Source organism: Stenotrophomonas sp. 22LJNL06-5-1, assembly GCF_056861455.1.
The window spans coordinates 1,197,316-1,215,863 of sequence record NZ_JBSPUE010000001.1 but is presented as its reverse complement, the minus strand read 5'-3'; the positions used below and the strand labels follow the sequence as shown (position 1 = coordinate 1,215,863).

General features: G+C 66.8%; 19 protein-coding genes. 11 read left to right on the top strand and 8 right to left on the bottom strand.

The window, feature by feature from the left end:
* Window positions 1-90: 90 nt before the first annotated feature.
* Window positions 91-3,309 (bottom strand): bifunctional proline dehydrogenase/L-glutamate gamma-semialdehyde dehydrogenase PutA, encoded by a 3,219-nt coding sequence (gene putA, locus AC13GF_RS05650; RefSeq protein WP_483003664.1) that lies wholly within the window; start codon window positions 3,307-3,309, stop codon window positions 91-93.
* Between the two features lie 274 nt (window positions 3,310-3,583).
* Here putA and AC13GF_RS05645 point away from each other — a divergent pair, with 274 nt between their 5' ends.
* The 6 genes from AC13GF_RS05645 to AC13GF_RS05620 are packed head-to-tail and all read left to right on the top strand — an operon-like array spanning window position 3,584 to window position 8,434.
* Entirely contained in the window at window positions 3,584-4,060 is a 477-nt protein-coding gene (locus tag AC13GF_RS05645) for a DUF2244 domain-containing protein (protein ID WP_004153894.1), read from the top strand.
* 11 nt (window positions 4,061-4,071) lie between these two features.
* A complete protein-coding gene (gene coxB, locus AC13GF_RS05640) occupies window positions 4,072-5,046 on the top strand; it encodes a cytochrome c oxidase subunit II (protein WP_483003663.1) in 975 nt (324 codons plus the stop codon).
* Between the two features lie 59 nt (window positions 5,047-5,105).
* Window positions 5,106-6,713 carry a cytochrome c oxidase subunit I gene (ctaD, locus tag AC13GF_RS05635; protein WP_057497455.1) on the top strand — a complete coding sequence of 536 codons (1,608 nt, stop codon included), beginning with the start codon at window positions 5,106-5,108 and terminating at the stop codon, window positions 6,711-6,713.
* A gap of 8 nt (window positions 6,714-6,721) precedes the next feature.
* Complete coding sequence (locus tag AC13GF_RS05630) at window positions 6,722-6,958, top strand: hypothetical protein (RefSeq protein WP_483003661.1); 237 nt, start codon at window positions 6,722-6,724, stop codon at window positions 6,956-6,958.
* The gene (locus AC13GF_RS05625; protein WP_005407792.1) at window positions 6,955-7,545 is read left to right on the top strand and encodes a cytochrome c oxidase assembly protein; all 591 of its coding nucleotides are present in this window, start codon (window positions 6,955-6,957) and stop codon (window positions 7,543-7,545) included. The genes AC13GF_RS05630 and AC13GF_RS05625 overlap by 4 nt, the downstream gene beginning before the upstream one ends.
* Before the next feature lie 13 nt (window positions 7,546-7,558).
* On the top strand, window positions 7,559-8,434 hold the full coding sequence (locus tag AC13GF_RS05620; RefSeq protein WP_005412024.1) for a cytochrome c oxidase subunit 3: 876 nt from the start codon (window positions 7,559-7,561) through the stop codon (window positions 8,432-8,434).
* 20 nt (window positions 8,435-8,454) lie between these two features.
* Here AC13GF_RS05620 and AC13GF_RS05615 read toward each other — a convergent pair whose 3' ends face one another.
* Complete coding sequence (locus AC13GF_RS05615) at window positions 8,455-8,673, bottom strand: twin transmembrane helix small protein (RefSeq protein WP_008264755.1); 219 nt, start codon at window positions 8,671-8,673, stop codon at window positions 8,455-8,457.
* Between the two features lie 57 nt (window positions 8,674-8,730).
* Between AC13GF_RS05615 and AC13GF_RS05610 the strand changes: the two genes are divergently transcribed.
* From AC13GF_RS05610 to AC13GF_RS05590, 5 genes are all read left to right on the top strand, one after another.
* On the top strand, window positions 8,731-9,444 hold the full coding sequence (locus AC13GF_RS05610; RefSeq protein ID WP_483003660.1) for an SURF1 family protein: 714 nt from the start codon (window positions 8,731-8,733) through the stop codon (window positions 9,442-9,444).
* Between the two features lie 108 nt (window positions 9,445-9,552).
* A complete protein-coding gene (locus AC13GF_RS05605) occupies window positions 9,553-10,122 on the top strand; it encodes a hypothetical protein (protein ID WP_483003659.1) in 570 nt (189 codons plus the stop codon).
* A 10-nt stretch (window positions 10,123-10,132) separates the two neighbouring features.
* Window positions 10,133-11,296, top strand: a complete 1,164-nt coding sequence (locus AC13GF_RS05600; protein ID WP_295554888.1) for a COX15/CtaA family protein — start codon at window positions 10,133-10,135, stop codon at window positions 11,294-11,296.
* 4 nt (window positions 11,297-11,300) lie between these two features.
* Complete coding sequence (gene cyoE, locus AC13GF_RS05595; RefSeq protein ID WP_057503633.1) at window positions 11,301-12,194, top strand: heme o synthase; 894 nt, start codon at window positions 11,301-11,303, stop codon at window positions 12,192-12,194.
* A gap of 154 nt (window positions 12,195-12,348) precedes the next feature.
* Window positions 12,349-13,155 (top strand): calcium-binding protein, encoded by an 807-nt coding sequence (locus tag AC13GF_RS05590; protein ID WP_483003657.1) that lies wholly within the window; start codon window positions 12,349-12,351, stop codon window positions 13,153-13,155.
* Window positions 13,156-13,271: 116 nt separating this feature from the next.
* Here the strand turns inward: AC13GF_RS05590 and AC13GF_RS05585 are convergent, their stop codons facing one another.
* The 6 genes from AC13GF_RS05585 to rpsU form a co-directional block, all read right to left on the bottom strand.
* Complete coding sequence (locus AC13GF_RS05585) at window positions 13,272-14,243, bottom strand: bile acid:sodium symporter family protein (RefSeq protein ID WP_483003656.1); 972 nt, start codon at window positions 14,241-14,243, stop codon at window positions 13,272-13,274.
* A gap of 28 nt (window positions 14,244-14,271) precedes the next feature.
* A complete protein-coding gene (locus tag AC13GF_RS05580) occupies window positions 14,272-14,772 on the bottom strand; it encodes a protein tyrosine phosphatase family protein (protein WP_483003655.1) in 501 nt (166 codons plus the stop codon).
* Between the two features lie 27 nt (window positions 14,773-14,799).
* Window positions 14,800-16,539: a DNA primase gene (gene dnaG, locus AC13GF_RS05575; RefSeq protein ID WP_483003653.1), complete on the bottom strand. Its 1,740-nt coding sequence runs from the start codon at window positions 16,537-16,539 to the stop codon at window positions 14,800-14,802.
* A 60-nt stretch (window positions 16,540-16,599) separates the two neighbouring features.
* Window positions 16,600-17,544 carry a YihY/virulence factor BrkB family protein gene (locus AC13GF_RS05570; protein ID WP_483003651.1) on the bottom strand — a complete coding sequence of 315 codons (945 nt, stop codon included), beginning with the start codon at window positions 17,542-17,544 and terminating at the stop codon, window positions 16,600-16,602.
* A gap of 103 nt (window positions 17,545-17,647) precedes the next feature.
* The gene (locus AC13GF_RS05565) at window positions 17,648-18,091 is read right to left on the bottom strand and encodes a GatB/YqeY domain-containing protein (protein ID WP_049435052.1); all 444 of its coding nucleotides are present in this window, start codon (window positions 18,089-18,091) and stop codon (window positions 17,648-17,650) included.
* A gap of 133 nt (window positions 18,092-18,224) precedes the next feature.
* Window positions 18,225-18,440 carry a 30S ribosomal protein S21 gene (gene rpsU / locus AC13GF_RS05560; RefSeq protein WP_002808376.1) on the bottom strand — a complete coding sequence of 72 codons (216 nt, stop codon included), beginning with the start codon at window positions 18,438-18,440 and terminating at the stop codon, window positions 18,225-18,227.
* Window positions 18,441-18,548: the final 108 nt, after the last annotated feature.

Here is an 18,548-nt window from a genome sequence, read left to right as displayed (position 1 = left end):
AGCCAAGCCCACGCTCGGCTCTACGGGAAGCAGAGGCACAAAAAAACCCCGCTTTCGCGGGGTTTTTCGTTTACCGCATCAACCGGGCGATCAGTCGCCCAGGGTCAGCAGCGAGGCGTTGCCACCTGCGGCGGTGGTGTTCACCGTCACCGTCTTTTCGGTGGCAAAGCGCAGCAGGTAGTGCGGGCCGCCGGCCTTCGGGCCGGTGCCGGACAGACCCTGGCCGCCGAACGGCTGCACGCCGACCACCGCGCCGATCTGGTTGCGGTTGACGTAGACGTTGCCGACGTGGACGCCGTTGCTGATGCGATCAACGGTCTCGTCGATGCGCGAATGCACGCCCAGGGTCAGGCCGTAGCCGGTGGCATTGATCTGGTCGATCACCGCGTCGAGCTGGTCGCCCTTCCAGCGGATCACGTGCAGCACAGGACCGAACACTTCCTTCTGCAGCTGGCCAAGGTCCTTCAGTTCGTACGCGCGCGGTGCGAAGAAGGTGCCATTGGCGGCTTCGGTGGACAGTTCGGCCGCGGCGATCAGGCGCGCTTCGCGGTCCATGCGCTCAGCGTGGTCCTGCAGGATCTTCAGCGCATCGGCGTCGATCACCGGGCCGACGTCGGTGGACAGCAGGCCGGGGTTGCCGACCTTCAATTCCTTCATCGCACCGGCCAGCATGGTCATCACCTTGTCGGCGATGTCGTCCTGCACGAACAGCACGCGCGCGGCCGAGCAACGCTGGCCGGCGGAGGTGAAGGCCGAACCGATCGCGTCCTTGACCAGCTGTTCCGGCAGTGCCGAGGAGTCGGCGATGAAGGCGTTCTGGCCACCGGTCTCGGCAATCAGCACGCCGATGGCGGCGTCACGTGCGGCCATCGTGCGGTTGATCGCACGCGCGGTGTCGGTGGAGCCGGTGAAGGCCACGCCGGCCACGCGCGGGTCCGCAGTGAGCGCGGCACCGACGGTGGCACCGTCGCCCGGCAGGAACTGCACCACCTCGGCCGGCACACCGGCGTCGTGCAGCAGCTTCACCGCGTAGTAGCCGATCAGGTTGGTCTGCTCGGCCGGCTTGGCGATGACGCTGTTGCCGGCGGCGAGTGCAGCGGCCACCTGGCCCAGGAAGATCGCCAGCGGGAAGTTCCACGGGCTGATGCAGACGAACACGCCACGGCCGTGCAGCTGCAGCTCGTTGGACTCACCGGTCGGGCTCGGCAGCTTCTCGGCGTGGCTGAACTGCTCGCGCGCCTGCTTGGCGTAGTAGCGCAGGAAATCCACGGCCTCGCGCACTTCGGCGATGCTGTCGGGCAGGCTCTTGCCGGCTTCCTTCACGCACAGCGCCATGAACTCCGGCATGCGCGCTTCCAGCTGGTCGGCGGCGTGCTCGAGGATGGCGGCGCGGCTGGCGGCCGGGGTGCGGTTCCAGGCCGGCTGCGCGGCCACGGCATTGGCCAGCGCCTTCTGCACGGTGGCGGCATCGGCGGCCAGCCACTGGCCAACCACTTCGCGGGTGTCGGCCGGGTTGGTCACCGGCAGCGCGGCGCCGGCCGGGTTGGCACCCGGCACCAGCGGGGCGGCCTGCCAGGGCTTCACAGCCGCGTTGATCTGCTCGGCCAGGGCGCGCAGTTCGTTGTCGTTGGCGAGGTTGGCGCCCATGGAGTTCTTCCTGTCGTGGTTCTGGCTGCGCAGCAGGTCAACTGGCAGCGGGATCTTGGGATGCGGAATCGATTCGAACGAGGACACCATCTCGACCGGATCGCGGACCAGGTCGGCGATCGGCACGCGCTCGTCGGTGATGCGGTTGACGAAGCTGGAGTTGGCGCCGTTTTCCAGCAGGCGACGCACCAGGTACGGCAGCAGGTCTTCATGCGAACCGACCGGCGCATACACGCGGCAGGGCAGGTTCAAGCGGTCGGCCGGCACCACTTCGGCGTACAGGTCGTCGCCCATGCCGTGCAGCTTCTGGTGCTCGTACACGCCGCCGTTGGCGATGCTGCGCACCGCGGCGATGGTGTGCGCGTTGTGCGTGGCGAACATCGGGTAGATCGCGTCGGCATGGGTGAACAGGCGCTTGGCGCAGGCCAGGTAGGACACGTCGGTGTTCTGCTTGCGGGTGAACACCGGGTAGCCCGGATAGCCTTCGATCTGCGCGCGCTTGATCTCGGCGTCCCAGTACGCGCCCTTGACCAGGCGCACCTGCAGGCGGCGACCGGCGCGGCGCGCCATGTCGGCCAGGTGGTCGATCGTGTACGGGGTGCGCTTCTGGTAGGCCTGCACGACCACGCCGAAGCCATCCCAGCCAGCCAGCGAGGCGTCGGAGAACACCTGCTCGATGATGTCCAGCGACAGTTCCAGGCGGTCGGACTCTTCGGCGTCGACGGTGCAGCCGATGCCGTAGCTCTTGGCCAGCTGAGCCAGTTCCAGCACGCCCGGCACCAGGTCGGTCAGCACGCGCTCGCGCTTGGCATGCTCGTAGCGCGGGTACAGCGCCGACAGCTTGATCGAGATGCCCGGGGCGTTGTTGACGTCGCCGTCCGGACGGCCGCCGCGTGCCTTGTGATCGCCGCCGATGGCGTGGATCGCACGACGGTAGTCTTCCAGGTAGCGCAGCGCGTCCTTCATGGTCAGCGCGCCTTCGCCCAGCATGTCGAACGAGTAGCGGTAGTTCGCGTTGTCGCCCTTGTGCGAGCGCGACAGCGCTTCGCTGATGGTGCGGCCCATGACGAACTGGTGGCCCATGATCTTCATCGCCTGGCGCACGGCCAGGCGTACCACCGGCTCACCGACGCGGCCTACCAGGCGCTTGAACGCGCTGGGCGCATCGGCGCGGGTGGCGTCGTTCATCTGCACCAGCTTGCCGGTCAGCATCAGGCCCCAGGTGGAGGCGTTGACCAGCACCGAGTCGCTGCCGCCCAGGTGCTTTTCCCAGTCGGCATCGGCCAGCTTGTCGCGGATCAGCTTGTCGGCGGTGTCCTGGTCCGGAATGCGCAGCAGCGCCTCGGCCACGCACATCAGCAGCACGCCTTCCTCGCTGCCCAGGTCGTACTGGCGCATGAAGGCCTCGATCGCGCCTTGGTCCTTGGCACGCACGCGCACGCGGCCGACCAGGTCGGCGGCCAGCGCCTGCACCTTGGCCTGTTCTTCGGCGGGCAGGCGGGCCTGCGCCAGCAGCTCGCGCACGTGGCTGGCCTCGTCCTTCAGCCAGCCATCGGTGATGGCCTGGCGGAACGGGTTGGGGGGCGCCGGCAGTTCCGGCGACAGCAGCGCGCCGGGACGCGGAGCGTCGCTGGCGGCAGGGGAGGAGGAAGGTGCGTTCATGCCGGTCCGGCCAGTGGAAAACTTGGCGATTTTAATCATTTTTGCGGCTTGCGGAAGTGCCCCGCAGCCACCTTCGTGAAGTGCTGATAGCCCCTAGCTGCGGTGGGTTCAGCGTGTTCAGCAAGCTCTTCAGTGATTGTGCTGAATTCGTCATTTGTGTCGCCGACCTCATGCTGTGTTGCAGCATGGGAAAAAGTGTGAATGCACCCTTGCTACCGGCGAGAGGGCGGGGCTACCATCGAGACGTTTCCCGCGGCAGGAACGCGGTTGCGACATGATCGAGGTGCTTCCAGCTCCGGATGGGTCAGGTACGCAGCTGCGGCTGCGTCCCCCACGGGCGCTCGATGCCCGGCAGTTCGTCCTGTTGTTCACCGTGTTGTCGGGTGCGATGTGGCTGGTGTCCGCCCTCGGGTGGTTGGCCGGCAATGCATTCGCCCCCCTGTTCGCGCTGCTGTACAGCCTGGTGCTGGCGGCGGCGCTGCGTGCCTTGTGGCGCAGCGGTGAACGGCAGGAGGAGATCCGGGTAGTGCCGGCGTACGTGGAGGTCATCCCCGTACCCGGTGGATCGCCGGTGTTCCGGGCCCACCCCCACTGGGTGCGCCTGCTCACCGACGATGAGAGGGTCCGGCTGGCATCCAGCGGCCGGCAGGTGGAGGTGGGGAGTTTCCTCGCGCCGGCCGAACGTCAGACGCTCGCAGAGACACTTGAAAGCTTGCTCGCCGCCAGCGATGGCGGCAACCGACGACGCTAAGGGTCTAGGCAATGAAGCAAAGCAGCAGGTGGGGCACGAAGTGCGTGAACGCGGTTGCCGCAGTGCTGGCGACCGGGGGACTGATGCCGGCGTTGGCCTGGGCCCAGGCGGCCGATCCCAAGCCGTGGCAGCTGAACATGGGCAAGGGGGTGACCCAGACCTCGCGCCTGGCCTGGGAATCGAACAATCTGTCGTTGATCATCTGCACGGTGATCGGCGTCATCGTGTTCGGTGCGATGGCCTACGCCATGTTCAAGTTCCGAAAATCCAAGGGCGCGGTCGCAGCCACCTTCAGCCACAACACCAAGGCCGAGGTGATCTGGACGGTGATCCCGGTGATCATCCTGATCGTGATGGCATGGCCGGCCACGGCCAACCTGATCAAGATGTACGACACCCGAGATGCCGAGATGACGGTCAAGGTCACCGGCTACCAGTGGATGTGGAAGTACGAATACCTCGGCGAGAACGTCACCTTCACCAGCCGCCTGGACCGCGAGTCCGACCGCGTGCGGCAGAGCGGCGTCGTACCGACCCGCGAGAGCCATCCGCACTACCTGCTGGATGTCGACAACCGCCTGGTGCTGCCGGTCGATACCAAGGTGCGTTTCGTCATCACCTCCGACGACGTGATCCACGCCTGGTGGGTACCGGCGCTGGGCTGGAAGCAGGACGCCATCCCCGGCTTCATCAACGAAGCCTGGACCAGCATCGAGCAGCCGGGTGTCTACCGCGGCCAGTGCGCCGAGCTGTGCGGCAAGGACCATGGCTTCATGCCGATCGTGGTCGAGGCGGTGTCCAAGGAAGAGTTCAAGCAGTGGCTGGCGCAGCGCAAGCCCGCGCCGCCGGCTGAGCCGGCAACGCCTGCGGCACCTGCCGAACCGGCTGCACCGACTGCACCGACTGCACCGACGGGCGAGGCACCGGCTGCGCCTGCTGCTGCAGAAGCGGGCAGCGCGCCTGCCACCGCGGCCAGCGGAGCGTGATGTAAAGCCCGCGGCTGTTCGCGGCCGCGGTGACAACCGATTCTGAGAGGTGTTTTGCAATGGCGCACTCGGCAGTTGGGCACGACGATCACCATCACCACCAGAGCTTCTTCGAGCGTTGGTTCTTCTCGACCAACCACAAGGACATCGGCACGCTGTACCTGGGTTTCAGCTTCATCATGTTCATCATCGGTGCGGCGATGAGCGTGGTGATCCGCGCTGAACTGGCGCAGCCGGGCCTGCAGTTCGTCAAGCCCGAGTTCTTCAACCAGATGACCACCGTGCATGCGCTGGTGATGATCTTCGGCGGGGTGATGCCGGCCTTCGTCGGCCTGGCCAACTGGATGATCCCGCTGCAGATCGGCGCGCCGGACATGGCGCTGCCGCGTATGAACAACTGGTCGTTCTGGTTGCTGCCGGTGGCCTTCAGCCTGCTGCTGCTGACCCTGTTCCTGCCTGGCGGTGCACCGGCCGGTGGCTGGACGCTGTACCCGCCGCTGTCGTTGCAGGGCGGCTACAACGTCGCCTTCAGCGTGTTCGCCATCCACGTGGCCGGCATCAGTTCGATCATGGGCGCGATCAACATCATCGCCACCGTGCTCAACATGCGTGCGCCGGGCATCGATCTGCTGAAGATGCCGATCTTCTGCTGGGCCTGGCTGATCACCGCCTTCCTGCTGATCGCGGTGATGCCGGTGCTGGCCGGTGCGGTGACCATGCTGCTGACCGACAAGTTCTTCGGTACCAGCTTCTTCAACGCCGCCGGTGGCGGTGACCCGGTCATGTACCAGCACATCTTCTGGTTCTTCGGCCATCCCGAGGTCTACATCATGATCCTGCCCGCCTTCGGCGTGGTCAGCGAGATCATCCCGACCTTCAGCCGCAAGCCGCTGTTCGGCTACCAGGCGATGGTGTACGCCACCGCCGCGATCGCCTTCCTGTCGTTCATCGTCTGGGCCCACCACATGTTCACCGTGGGCATGCCGCTGGGCGGCGAGATCTACTTCATGTTCGCCACCATGCTGATCTCGATCCCGACCGGGGTGAAGGTGTTCAACTGGGTCAGCACCATGTGGCGTGGCTCGCTGACGTTCGAGGCACCGATGCTGTGGTCGGTGGCCTTCGTCATCCTGTTCACCATCGGTGGCTTCTCCGGCCTGATGCTGGCCATCGTGGCGGCCGACTTCCAGTACCACGACACCTACTTCGTGGTCGCCCACTTCCACTACGTGCTGGTGACCGGTGCGGTGTTCGCGCTGATCGCAGCGGTGTACTACTGGTGGCCGAAGTGGACCGGGCGCATGTACAGCGAGAAGTGGGCCAAGGTGCACTTCTGGTGGTCGATCGTGTTCGTCAACCTGCTGTTCTTCCCGCAGCACTTCCTCGGCCTGGCCGGCATGCCGCGCCGTATTCCCGATTACAGCGTGGCCTTCGCCGACTGGAACCTGATCAGCTCGATCGGTGCGTTCGGCATGTTCGCCACGCCGTTCATGATGGCCGCGATCCTGCTGTCCTCGCTGCGCAACGGCGAGAAGGCCGAGGCCCGTTCCTGGGAGGGTGCGCGCGGCCTGGAGTGGACGCTGCCGTCGCCGGCACCGGCGCACACCTTCACCACGCCGCCGACCATCCGTCCGGGCGATCTGGCGCATGACGACATCACGCATTGAGGTGGGACATGCATAACGAGAGCCCGCTGCAGACCTGTAGAGCCGAGCCATGCTCGGCTGACGTGGAGCAGCCGAGCATGGCTCGGCTCCACAACAATGAAAAGCAGCCGACCAACGGTCGGCTCTACCAGGGCGGAAGCATCGAGCAGCAGCGCCAGCGCGCCAGGCGCACGGCGATGTGGGTCGGCGCCATCGCCGTGCTGGTCTACGTCGGCTTCATCCTCAGCGGGGTGATCGGCCGATGAGCGAGGCGCCAGCCAGCACGCCGTCTCGCAGTGCGGGGCTGCCGCGCCTGATCGGTGTGGCGGTGGCGGTGTTCCTGCTCACGTTCTCGCTGGTGCCGCTGTACCGCATCGCCTGCGAAAAGGTGTTCGGTGTACGCCTGGAACGCGGCCCCGGCAGCGAGGCCAGTACCGGCGCCGCCACCGGCAAGCGCACCGTGCGCGTGGAGTTCGATGGCGGCGTCAATTCGCGCCTGCCCTGGTCGTTCCATCCCGAGCAGTTGACCATGGACGTGGTGCCCGGCGAACTCAACGAAGCGCTGTACTTCGCCCGCAACGACAGCCAGCAGGCGGTGGTCGGCAGCGCGGTGCCTTCGGTGGCGCCGGCGCGTGCGTCGGGCTTCTTCAGCAAGACCGAATGTTTCTGTTTCACCGCGCAGACGCTGCAGGCTGGCGAGAAGCGCGACATGCCGGTGCGCTTCATCGTCGATCCGGACCTGCCGCCGGAGATCAAGACGATCACCTTGTCCTACACCTTCTATCGCAACGACGCGCTGTCCGATCGGCTGGCCCCGGCCGCCACCTCGGAAGGCGCGCACGCCGCACCCTGACCCGGATACCGACATGGCCCAGACACCGACCGACGCCAACGTGTACTTCGTCCCGGCCCAGAGCAAATGGCCATTCGTGGGTTCCATCGCGATGATGGTGACCATGGTGGGCGTGGCCAGCTGGCTCAACGATGCCAGCTGGGGGCGCTGGACGTTCTACATCGGCATCGCGATGCTGGTGCTGACCCTGTTCTGGTGGTTCAGCGACGTGGTGCGCGAGTCGCAGGCGGGCAACTACAACCACCAGGTCGATGGCTCATTCCGGATGGGGATGATCTGGTTCATCTTCTCCGAAGTGATGTTCTTCGGCGCCTTCTTCGGTGCGCTGTTCTACACCCGCAACCTGGGCCTGTCGTGGCTCAGTGGCGAAGGTCGCGGGGTGATGACCAACGAGCTGCTCTGGCAGGGCTATTCCGCCGGATGGCCGACCAACGGCCCGGCGGCGATCGGTGGCGCGTTCCAGACCATCCCGGCCTGGGGCCTGCCGCTGATCAACACGCTGATCCTGCTGACCTCCGGCGTGACCCTGACCATCGCCCACCACGCATTGAAGGCCGGCAACCGCCGCCAGCTGCTGATCTGGCTGGGCCTGACCGTGGTGCTCGGCCTCGGCTTCCTGACCCTGCAGGCGGAGGAGTACATCCACGCCTACAAGGAACTGAACCTGACGCTGGGCTCGGGCATCTACGGCTCGACCTTCTTCATGCTGACCGGCTTCCACGGCGCGCACGTGCTGCTGGGCACGATCATGCTGATCGTGATGTGGCTGCGTTCGGCGAAGGGACACTTCACCCGCGACAACCATTTCGGTTTCGAAGCCGCCGCGTGGTACTGGCACTTCGTCGACGTGGTGTGGCTGATGCTCTTCATGTTCGTCTACGTGCTTTGATCACGCACGCATCGGTGGCCTCAGCCGCCGATGCCGTGCGGCTTGATCCAGCCCATGTAGATGCTCACGATCACCAGTACGATCAAGGCCACCGACACCGCGATGCGGCGCGTCAGTGCGTTGACCGTGCGCTTGGTCTGGCCGCGGTCGACCAGCAGGTAATAGAGGCCGGCGCCCAGATTCCAGACGATGACGATCAGAAACGCGATTACCAGCAGGGTCTTCAGCGAATCACTCATGCGCGGCTCGAGGGCAGGGTGGATGCGCCTATCTGACCGCGTTTGCGCGGACTTGTCATGATGCGCCAGCACACGCGCGTGATCGGATGGCTGCTGGCGGTGCTGGCAATGGCTGCTTTCACCGCATTGGGGCTGTGGCAGCTGCAGCGCATGCATGCCAAACAGGCAATGTTGGATGCACAAGGTCCAGCTGTGGCGCAGGCGCTTCCGTTGTCGCAGGCCCTGGCGACGCCCGGCGCCTTGCACGGCGTGGCCGACCACGGCCGCTTCCTGCCCGGCGTGGTGCTGCTCGACAACCAGACCCGGCATGGCCGCGCCGGGGTGAAGATCTATCGCCCGTTCCGCAGTGACGATGGCAGCGTGCTGCTGGTCGATCTGGGCTGGCGTGCGCTGCCGCCGGATCGCACGTTGCCGGATGTGCCGGCGCCGCCTTCACCGGTGGCCGTACGTGGGCTGCTGGCGCCGCCGCCGTCAGCGGGGCTGGCACTGGGCCCGGCGTTCTCCACCACCGGTGAGGCCGGGCGCTGGCTGGCAAGCCGGTTGCCGGCCGAGGGGCTGGCACGCGCGCTGGGGCTGCAGGCATTGCCCGACCGCGTCCTGCGTCTGGACCCGGCACTGCCCTTCGGCGATGAGCGCGACCTGGACCTGCTACCGAACACACTGCCGCCGCAGCGTCACCTGGGCTACGCCGTGCAGTGGTTCGGGCTGGCCCTGACCGTGCTGGTGGTCGTGCTGGTGCTGGAGCGGCGCAGGCGACGTGCTGCCCGGTAGTGCCGGCCGCTGGCCGGCAACCCCCGCATTACTGGATGCCGGCCAGCGGCCGGCACTACCGCGGCGTCACACCCGCATCCCTCACCCAACCATGAGAAAATGCCCCGCATGAACACTGCTACGTCCCCGCAGGCGCGCGGCTCCGGCCGCCGGACCCTGGTGCTGCTGTTTGCCGTGTTCTTCGGTGCGATGGCGCTGGCCGCCGTGCTGCGCTTCTCCGGCTGGCAGCCGACCGGGCACCGCAATGCTGGCCAGCTGCTGAAGCCGCCGGTGGACCTGCGCCAGCAGGTGCCGACCCTGGCCAGCGGCCAGCCCTACGCCTGGAACCCCGAGGCCCGTACCTGGCGCCTGCTGGTGGCGCCGGCCGGTGCCTGCGACGCACAGTGCGTCACTTTGTCGCAGGGACTGGGCAAGGTGTGGCAGCTGTTCGGCCATAACGCCGATAATGTCGAAATCCTGTGGCTGGGAACGCCACCGGCGTCGATCGCCTCGCTGCCCGCGCTGCGGCCGCTGGCTCCGTCGCCAGCACTGCGCGCGGCCCTGCCCGGCGTCGACGATCCGGCTGGCCTGCCGGTCTACGTGATCGATCCGAACGGCTTCGTGATCATGCGTCATGCCCCGGGCACCGACCTGGGTGGCCTGCGCAAGGACATGGCCACGTTGCTGAAACTGAAGTGAGTCCCGTTTGATGAGCCTTTCCGCGCGTCCGGCGCTGCACCGCAATTTCCACCGCCTGGCGTGGTTCGCCATGATCATGACCGCGAGCACGATCATGTTCGGCGCCTTCGTGCGCCTGTCCGATGCCGGCCTGAGCTGCCCGGACTGGCCGACCTGCTATGGCCAGGCCACCTGGCCGCAGCACGTGGAAGAGACCATCGGCCACCCGGCGGCGGAGATCCGCCCGCTGGAAACCCACAAGGCCTGGCGTGAGCAGGTGCACCGCTTCCTGGCCGGCGCGCTGGGCATCGAGATCCTGACCCTGGCGCTGCTGGCCACGCGCAAGCGGCGATTCGGAAGCACGGCGGTAGTGACCGCCTGCGTGCTGGTGGCTGCCGGCATCCCGCTGTACATGATGGGCTGGCATGGCACGGCCAGCGTGCTGGCGTTGATCGGCGAGGCGATCCTGCTGATCGCCGCGCTGCGCTGGAGCAACATCGACCTGGCGCGCGCTGCATTGCTGACCCTGGCGGTGGTGATCTTCCAGGCCCTGCTGGGCATGTGGACGGTGACCTTGCTGCTCAAACCCATCGTGGTGATGGGCCATCTGCTGGGCGGCATGCTGATGTTCGGCCTGCTGGTGTGGATGGCCTGGCGCGCGACGCACATGCCGATCACCCTGGCCGAAGCGCCGAAGCTGAAGTGGCTGCTGCGCATCGGTGTGGCGGTGCTGGTCACCCAGATCGCACTGGGGGGCTGGGTCAGTGCCAACTACGCGGCGCTGGCCTGCGGCGGCGGCAGCGCCTCGCTGGACAACTTCCCGCGCTGCGCCAACCAGTGGTGGCCGCAGCACAACTTCGTCGAAGGCTTCACCCTGTGGCGTGGCATCGGCGTGGATTACGAGGGCGGCGTGCTGGATGGCGCCTCGCGTATCGCCATCCAGATGGCGCACCGCCTGTTCGCGGTAGTGGTGGCTGTCTACCTGCTGTGGCTGGGCGTGCGCCTGTTCCGGTTGCCGAGCATGCGTGGCTGGGCCAGCGCGCTGATGGCGCTGCTGGTGCTGCAGGTCACCCTCGGCATCCTCAATGTGAAGCTGGCGCTGCCGCTGGAAGTGGCGGTGGCCCACAACGGCGTGGCCGTTGCCCTGTTGTTCGTGCTGGTCAGCCTGCTGGCCCGCCTGCGTGCCCCGGACTGATTCCATGTTTTCCAATTACCGCCAGTACTGGGACCTGACCAAGCCCAAGGTCGTCGCCCTCATTGTCTTCACCGCCCTGGTCGGCATGGTCCTGGCCATTCCGGGCGTGCCCAGCTGGGAGCAGGTGCGCGCCGGCGTGCTCGGTTTCCTCGGCATCTGGCTGGCGGCCTCGGCCGCAGCCGCGATCAACCAGTTGCTGGACGCGCACATCGATGCGCAGATGGCGCGCACCTCGTGGCGTCCGCTGGTGGTGGGCAAGGTCAAGCCGTGGCAGGTGCTGGTGTTCGCTGGCGTGCTGATCGTGTTGTCGATGGTCATCCTGGTGCTGTGGGTGAACCTGATCACCGCGGTGCTGACCTTCGCCTCGCTGATCGGCTACGCGGTGATCTACACCGTGTACCTCAAGCGTGCGACCTCGCAGAACATCGTCATCGGTGGCCTGGCCGGTGCGATGCCACCGATGCTGGGCTGGGCCGCGGTGACCGGCATGCAGGGTTCGTCGGACTGGGCGTACTCGTCGCTGCTGGTGCTGATCATCTTCATCTGGACGCCGCCGCACTTCTGGGCGCTGGCGATCTTCCGCCGCGAGGACTACGCCAAGGCGGAGATCCCGATGCTGCCGGTGACCCACGGCGTGGTGCACACCCGCAAGCAGATCATGGTGTATTCGGTGGTGCTGGCGCTGGTCTGCCTGCTGCCGTACCTGGTGGGCATGAGCGGTGCGTTCTATCTGGGCGGCGCGATCGTGCTCAACGCGGTGTTCCTCTGGTACGCCTGGCGCATGCTGGACCCGCCGGACGAGCTGTTCTCGATGAAGATGTTCTATTACTCCATCGTCTACCTGATGGCGCTGTTCGCCTTCCTGCTGGTGGACCACTGGATCCTGCCCTGGTTGTGACCTCATCCAAGGCGCCAGTCCAATGTAGAGCCGAGCCATGCTCGGCTGAGGGCTGATCGGAGACGCAGCCGAGCATGGGCTCGGCTCCACACTTGATCTGCGCCAGCTGCGTCGCCATTGCTGTTCCTGACCTCAAGGAAAGGAAGGCGCAGGGATGCATTCGATCTTCCGCTGGACCAGCGCGCTGCTGCTGGCGCTCGGCATGGCCCTCAATGCGCATGCCGACGACACCGTTGCGCAGATCCGCCAGCACGCCGGTGACCATCGCCTGCTGGTACTGGGCGAATTCCACGGCACCCGCGAGACCCCGCTGCTGGTACGCCAACTGGTGGAGGACTACAGCCGCAACGGCCCGGTCCTGCTGGCGCTGGAACTGCCACGTGCAGAGAACCGTGCGCTGCACGACTATCTGGAATCCGATGGCGGGGCCGCGGCACGCCAGCACCTGCACGGCCGCGCGTTCTGGACGGTGCGCGATGACCAGCACGATGGCCGCCGCAGCCGCGACATGCTGGCGATGATCGAAGGCCTGCGCGTGCTGAAGGCGCAGGGCCGCGCGATCGAGGTGGTTGGCTACGACGTCAATCACAGTGACGGCGGCAGCCAGGCCCGCGATGACCGCATGGCCGCCGAACTACGGCGCGTGTACCGGCGCCTGCCCGATGGCGCACGCATGGTCGTGCTGACCGGCAATGTCCACGCCATGCTGCAGCGCCCGCAAGGTATGCCGCCGGAAATGCAGATGCACCCGATGGCGTCGCAGCTGCGGGACCTGGATATCTACAGCGTACGGTTGGGCGCGCAGCGTGGTCAGGCGTGGGGATGCGCGGACCGTTGCATGGCGCGGCCACTTCCAGAGCAGGTGGCCCCGCGGCCGCGGGTCGATACCCATGCGGAACGGCCGTACGACCTGTGGGTGTGGATGCCGGAGCTGAGCGTCGGCACGCTGGTGGATCCGTAGCGTCAGGCAACCCATCCACGCATGGCGTGGATCTACTGTTGTTTCACGCCATCCGTGGTTTGGAGTAGATCCACGCCATGCGTGGATGGTTTACCCGGAACAACCCGCGCGCCCTGTCAGGGCTTGCGCCGCGCATACCGCTGCGCGATCACGCCGCAGACGATCAGCTGGATCTGGTGGTAGATCATCACCGGCAGCACGATCGCACCCAGGCTGCCGCCGGCGAACAGCACCTTGGCGATCGGCACGCCGGTGGCCAGGCTCTTCTTCGAGCCGCAGAACACGATGGCGATCTCGTCCTCGCGGTTGAAGCGCAGGCGACGGGCAATGAAGGTGATCAGCGGCATGGCGATGCCGAGCAGCACGGCGGCGACCACCGCCACGGCCAGCAGCGACAGCAGCGGTGTCTTGCTCCACAGGCCCTCGGTGACCGCCTCGCCGAAGGCCGAGTACACCACCAGCAGGATCGTGCCCTGGTCGGTGTAGCGCAGCAGCGCACGCTGCTTCTCCACCCAGCCGGCGATCCACGGCCGCAGCAGATGGCCGGCCACGAACGGCACCAGCAGCTGCAGCATGATGCCGCCGATCGCGTGCAGCGGATCGTGCACGCCGCCGGAGGTGCCGGCCAGTGCGGTCAGCAGCAGCGGGGTCAGGAACACGCCGAGGATGCTCGACAGCGAGGCACTGCACACCGCTGCCGGTACGTTGCCATGCGCCATCGAGGTGAAGGCGATGGACGACTGCACGGTCGAGGGCAGGGTGCACAGGAACAGCACGCCCAGGTACAGCTCCGGGGTCAGCAGCCAGCCCGACAGCGGCTTGAACATCAGCCCCAGCAGCGGGAACAGGATGAAGGTGCAGGCCAGGATGGTCAGGTGCAGCCGCCAGTGCAGCATGCCGCCGATGATCGACTCGCGCGGCAGGCGTGCACCATGCAGGAAGAACAGCGCGGCGATGGCGACGGTGGTGACATCATCGAGGACGATGGCGGCGGCGCCCTTCATCGGCAGCAGCGAAGCCAGGCCGACGGTGCACAGCAGGGCGAGGGTGAAGTTGTCCGGTCGCAGGCGCGACCACCAGCGGGTCATGGTGGGCAGAGTCCTTGGTGCGGAGGGTTCAGGGCGAGGTGACCGGTGTGGCCAGGCGCTGGCGGGTGGCGGCTTCCAGCGACTTCAGGCCGGCACGTTGGCCCAGCTGCAGTGCCTGTTCCGGGCTGGCGTGTTCGTAGCGTGCGTTGACCAGGCCGAGCACGGCACCGGCGCGGTTGCCGGACGCGCAGTGCAGCAGCACCGGCCCCTGGCTCTGCTGCAGGGCCTGGTGCACGGCGCGCACATTGGCCGCATCCAGGCCCTCGGCGCCGGCCACCGGAATGCGTACATAGCGCAGCCCCAACGATTCGGCCGCGCGGATTTCATCGAAGCCACGATCCTCGCCGGGCTGGCGCAGGTCGATCACCGTGCGCACGCCCTGCGCGGCCAGGGCCTGCAGCTGTGCGGCGCTGGGTTGGCCACCGGCATACAGGCCAGGGCGGACTTCGTTGAGGGGCACGTCTTCGGCCAGGGCCGTCAGCGGCAGGCAGAGCGACAACAACAGCAGGCAGGTCAGGCGCAGCAGCATGGTCCTCTCCGTGAAAACGTTCTGCCGCTACAGGCGCAGTCCGGCACGGGCCTTCAGCAGCTCGCGCAGTTCGTATTTGTCAGTATCGTCCAGACCCTGTTGGCGCTGCTTTGCCAACAACTCCTCCAGACGTTGCACCAGCAGCTGTTTCTCCAGCTGGGCCACGGCATCGTGCAGTTCCTGGGTCCACATCGCGTCGTCGCCGGGCATCGTCTGTGCGGCCAGCGTGTGCAGTGACGCCTGTTCCTCACGTCCGTCGAAGTGCTCCAGCAGGGCGCCGGTGCTGATGTCCGGGCGTTGCTCGACCAGGTCCAGCAGCTCCAGCAGCAGCTCCACGCCGGGCAGGCGCAGGCCCTGGAAGTGGTGCTTGCCACCCAGGGTCAGTGCCAGCGATGGCTGCTGCAGCAGCACGGCGATCGCGCCGCGCACCAGGCTGCGCTTGGCCACCGGTTGAATAGTGCGTGCCGGCTGGCGTTGCGGCATCGGCGCGCGCGCAGCCTGGGCGTTGCCGCCGAGGCCGGTCAGCTGCGCCAGCTGCTGCTTCATCAGGTCGCCGAAGGCACCGTCGGGAATCTGCGCCAGCATCGGCTTGGCCCGCTCGGCCAGGCGCGCCTTGCCGTCCAGCGTGCCCAGGTTGATCTCGCGGGTGAGTTCGTCGAAGAAGAACTGCGACAGCGGCGTGGCCTGCTTCAGGCGCTCGTTGAAGGCCTCGGCGCCTTCCTTGCGCACGATGGTATCCGGGTCCTCGCCATCGGGCAGGAACAGGAAGAAGGCCTGGCGGCCATCCTTCATGCGCGGCAGCACCGACTCCAGCGCCTTCCAGCCGGCGCGGCGGCCGGCGGCGTCGCCGTCGAAGCAGAAGAACACATCCGGCGCGTTGCGGAACAGCAGCTCGGCATGGTCCGGCGTGGTTGCGGTACCCAGCGTTGCCACCGCCTGGGTGACCCCGAACTGGAACAGCGAGACCACGTCCATGTAGCCCTCGACCACGATCAACCGCTCGATCTTCTGGTTGGCCTGGCGCACCTGCCACAGGCCGTACAGTTCGCGGCCCTTGTGGAACAGCGCGGTCTCCGGCGAGTTGAGGTACTTGGGGCCGTCGTCCTTCTCGAACACGCGGCCGCCGAAGGCGATCACCCGGCCACGGCGGTCGAAGATCGGGAACATCACCCGGTCGCGGAACTTGTCGTAGACGTGACCGCGGTCGTTCTTGGAGAACAGGCCGGCGCGGTCGAGCAGCTTCATGCGCCGCTCGTCCTTGCCCAGCGCATCGCGCAGGCCGCTGTAGCCATCCGGCGCGTAGCCGATCTGGAAGCGTGCGCGGTTCTCTTCGTCCACGCCACGGCCATCCAGGTAGCTGCGTGCCTTTTCGCTGCCCTGCAGGTTGCTCTGGAAGAACTTCGTGGCCGCCTCAAGCGCCGAATACAGCTCGCGGCTGTCGTCCTGCTGCTGCGGGCTGCGCGGGTTCTCGCTGCGGGGCACTTCCATGCCCGCGCGCTTGGCCAGTTCATCCACCGCGTCGAGGAACTCGAGGCGGTCGTAGTTCATCAGGAAGCTGATGGCGGTGCCGTGCGCGCCGCAACCGAAGCAGTGATAGAACTGCTTGGTGGGCGAGACCGTGAACGAGGCCGAGCGCTCGTCATGGAACGGGCAGCGCGCTGCATATTCCTTGCCCTGTCGCTTCAACGGCACGCGGCTGCCCACCACCTCGACGATGTCGGAGCGGGCGAGCAGATCGTCGATGAAAGCGTCGGGGATACGGGCCATGGGCAACAGAACGGGGCGCGGCCGCCAGGGCGCGCAGCAGGGGCGGCAGGTTCCCCTAGTTTACTCGCTGGCGGCGTCGGGACTGACCTGTTCGGCCTCGACCCCGGCCTTGGCCAGCTGCGCCCGTGCATGCAGGCGCTCGTCGATCACCGCGGTCATCAGCGCGCCGACGAAGAACACCGCGGTGGCGTAGTAGATCCAGACCAGGGAGATCACCAGCGCGCCCATCGAACCGTAGGCGCTGCCCGGGGCCACGGTGGCGATGTAGACGCCAATCCCGTAGCGGCCGAGGGTGAACAGCACCGAGGTGATGGCGCCGCCGATGAAGGCCTGGCGCCAGGCCACGCGGCGGTCCGGCAGGTAGTGGTAGAGGAAGGCGAAGGCCAGCGTGTACAGCAGCAGCGAGGTCAGGTAGCCGATTGCCGGCAGTACCGAGGGCAGCTGCGCGAACACCACCTGCAGCGCCGTGGTGGCAGTCATCGACAGGATCAGCAGGAAGCCCAGTGCCAGCACCACGCCGAACGAGAATACGCGTTTGCGCAGCCAGGCCTTGATGCCTTCCAGACGCTGGCCGCTGGTGTGGAAGATCCGGTTCAGCGCGTTCTGCAGCTGGGCGAACACGGCGGTGGCGCCGACGAACAGCAGCAGCGTGCTCCACAGCCCGGCCAGCGAACCGACGCTGGGCTGGCTGTTGGCGTTGTGCAGCACGGTGTCGGCGACGCTGGCCACGCTGCTGCCGGCCACCGAACCGATCTGGCTGATCAGCGTCTGCTGCGCCGGTGGGTACAGCGAGGCAGTCAGCCACAGCAGCAGCACCAGCAGCGGTGCCATCGACAGCAGGGCGTAGAAGGAGACCGAAGCGGCCTGGGTCAGCACGTCGATTTCGACGAAGCGCTTGGCTACCGCCATCGGGAAGCTGTCCTGCAGGCGGTCAGCGTAGTGGCGAAGCCGTGCGGGAATGCCGTGGGGGCGCGTGTCGGCGGGGGAGTGCGGTTGCTCGACCATGAGGGTGTTGTAACAGCCGGGGGTCGAAGGTGCGGTGAAGCGGGTGCATCAATGGGGTCAGAGCCCTTCCGCGATGCGAAAGGGATCCGACCCCGGCAATGGCTTACGCCAGCAGCTGCTTGACCAGCTTGGAGACCAGGCCCATGTCGGCCTGGCCGGCGAGCTTGGGCTTCAGCGCACCCATCAGCTTGCCCATGTCGGCCGGGCCAGAAGCACCGGTCTCGGCGATGGCGGCCTGGATGGCGGCCACGATCTCGGCTTCGCCCATCTTGGCCGGCAGGTAGGCTTCGATGACCACGATCTCGGCGCGCTCGATCTCGGCCAGGTCTTCGCGGTTGGCGGCTTCGAACTGGCTGACCGAGTCCTTGCGCTGCTTGACCATCTTGTCGAGCACGGCAATCACGGCGGTGTCATCCAGCTCGATGCGCTCGTCCACTTCGCGCTGCTTGATGGCGGCGTTGATCAGGCGGATCACGCCCAGCTTGTGCTTCTCGCCCGCCTTCATGGCGGCCTTCATGTCTTCGGTGAGCTGCTGCTTCATGCTCATGAGGAACCTCGTGGTGGTAGGTGGGGAGGGGCGGATGCCCGAACCCGGAAACGCAAAAAGCCGGCGACGCTCGCGCGTGCCGGCTTCGGCTCCATCGCGACAGGCAAGCCCGCCGCAATGAAGATGCGTCCGATCAGTACAGGCGCTGACGCTTGGTGACGTCGCGCGACGAGCGGCGCAGCTGACGCTTCACAGCAGCGGCGGCCTTGCGCTTGCGCTCCTGGGTCGGCTTTTCGTAGAACTCGCGCTTGCGGGTTTCGGCCAGCACACCGGCCTTTTCGCAAGTGCGCTTGAAGCGGCGAAGAGCAAACTCGAAGGGCTCGTTCTCGCGGACTTTGACGCTGGGCATGGAATCTCCGGGACACAGTAGAACCGGGTCACGCCCGGCGAGCCGCACATTATAGCGGCGAATAGACAAACTGCAAGCGGCCAACCCTGAATACGGGCCGGAAGTTCG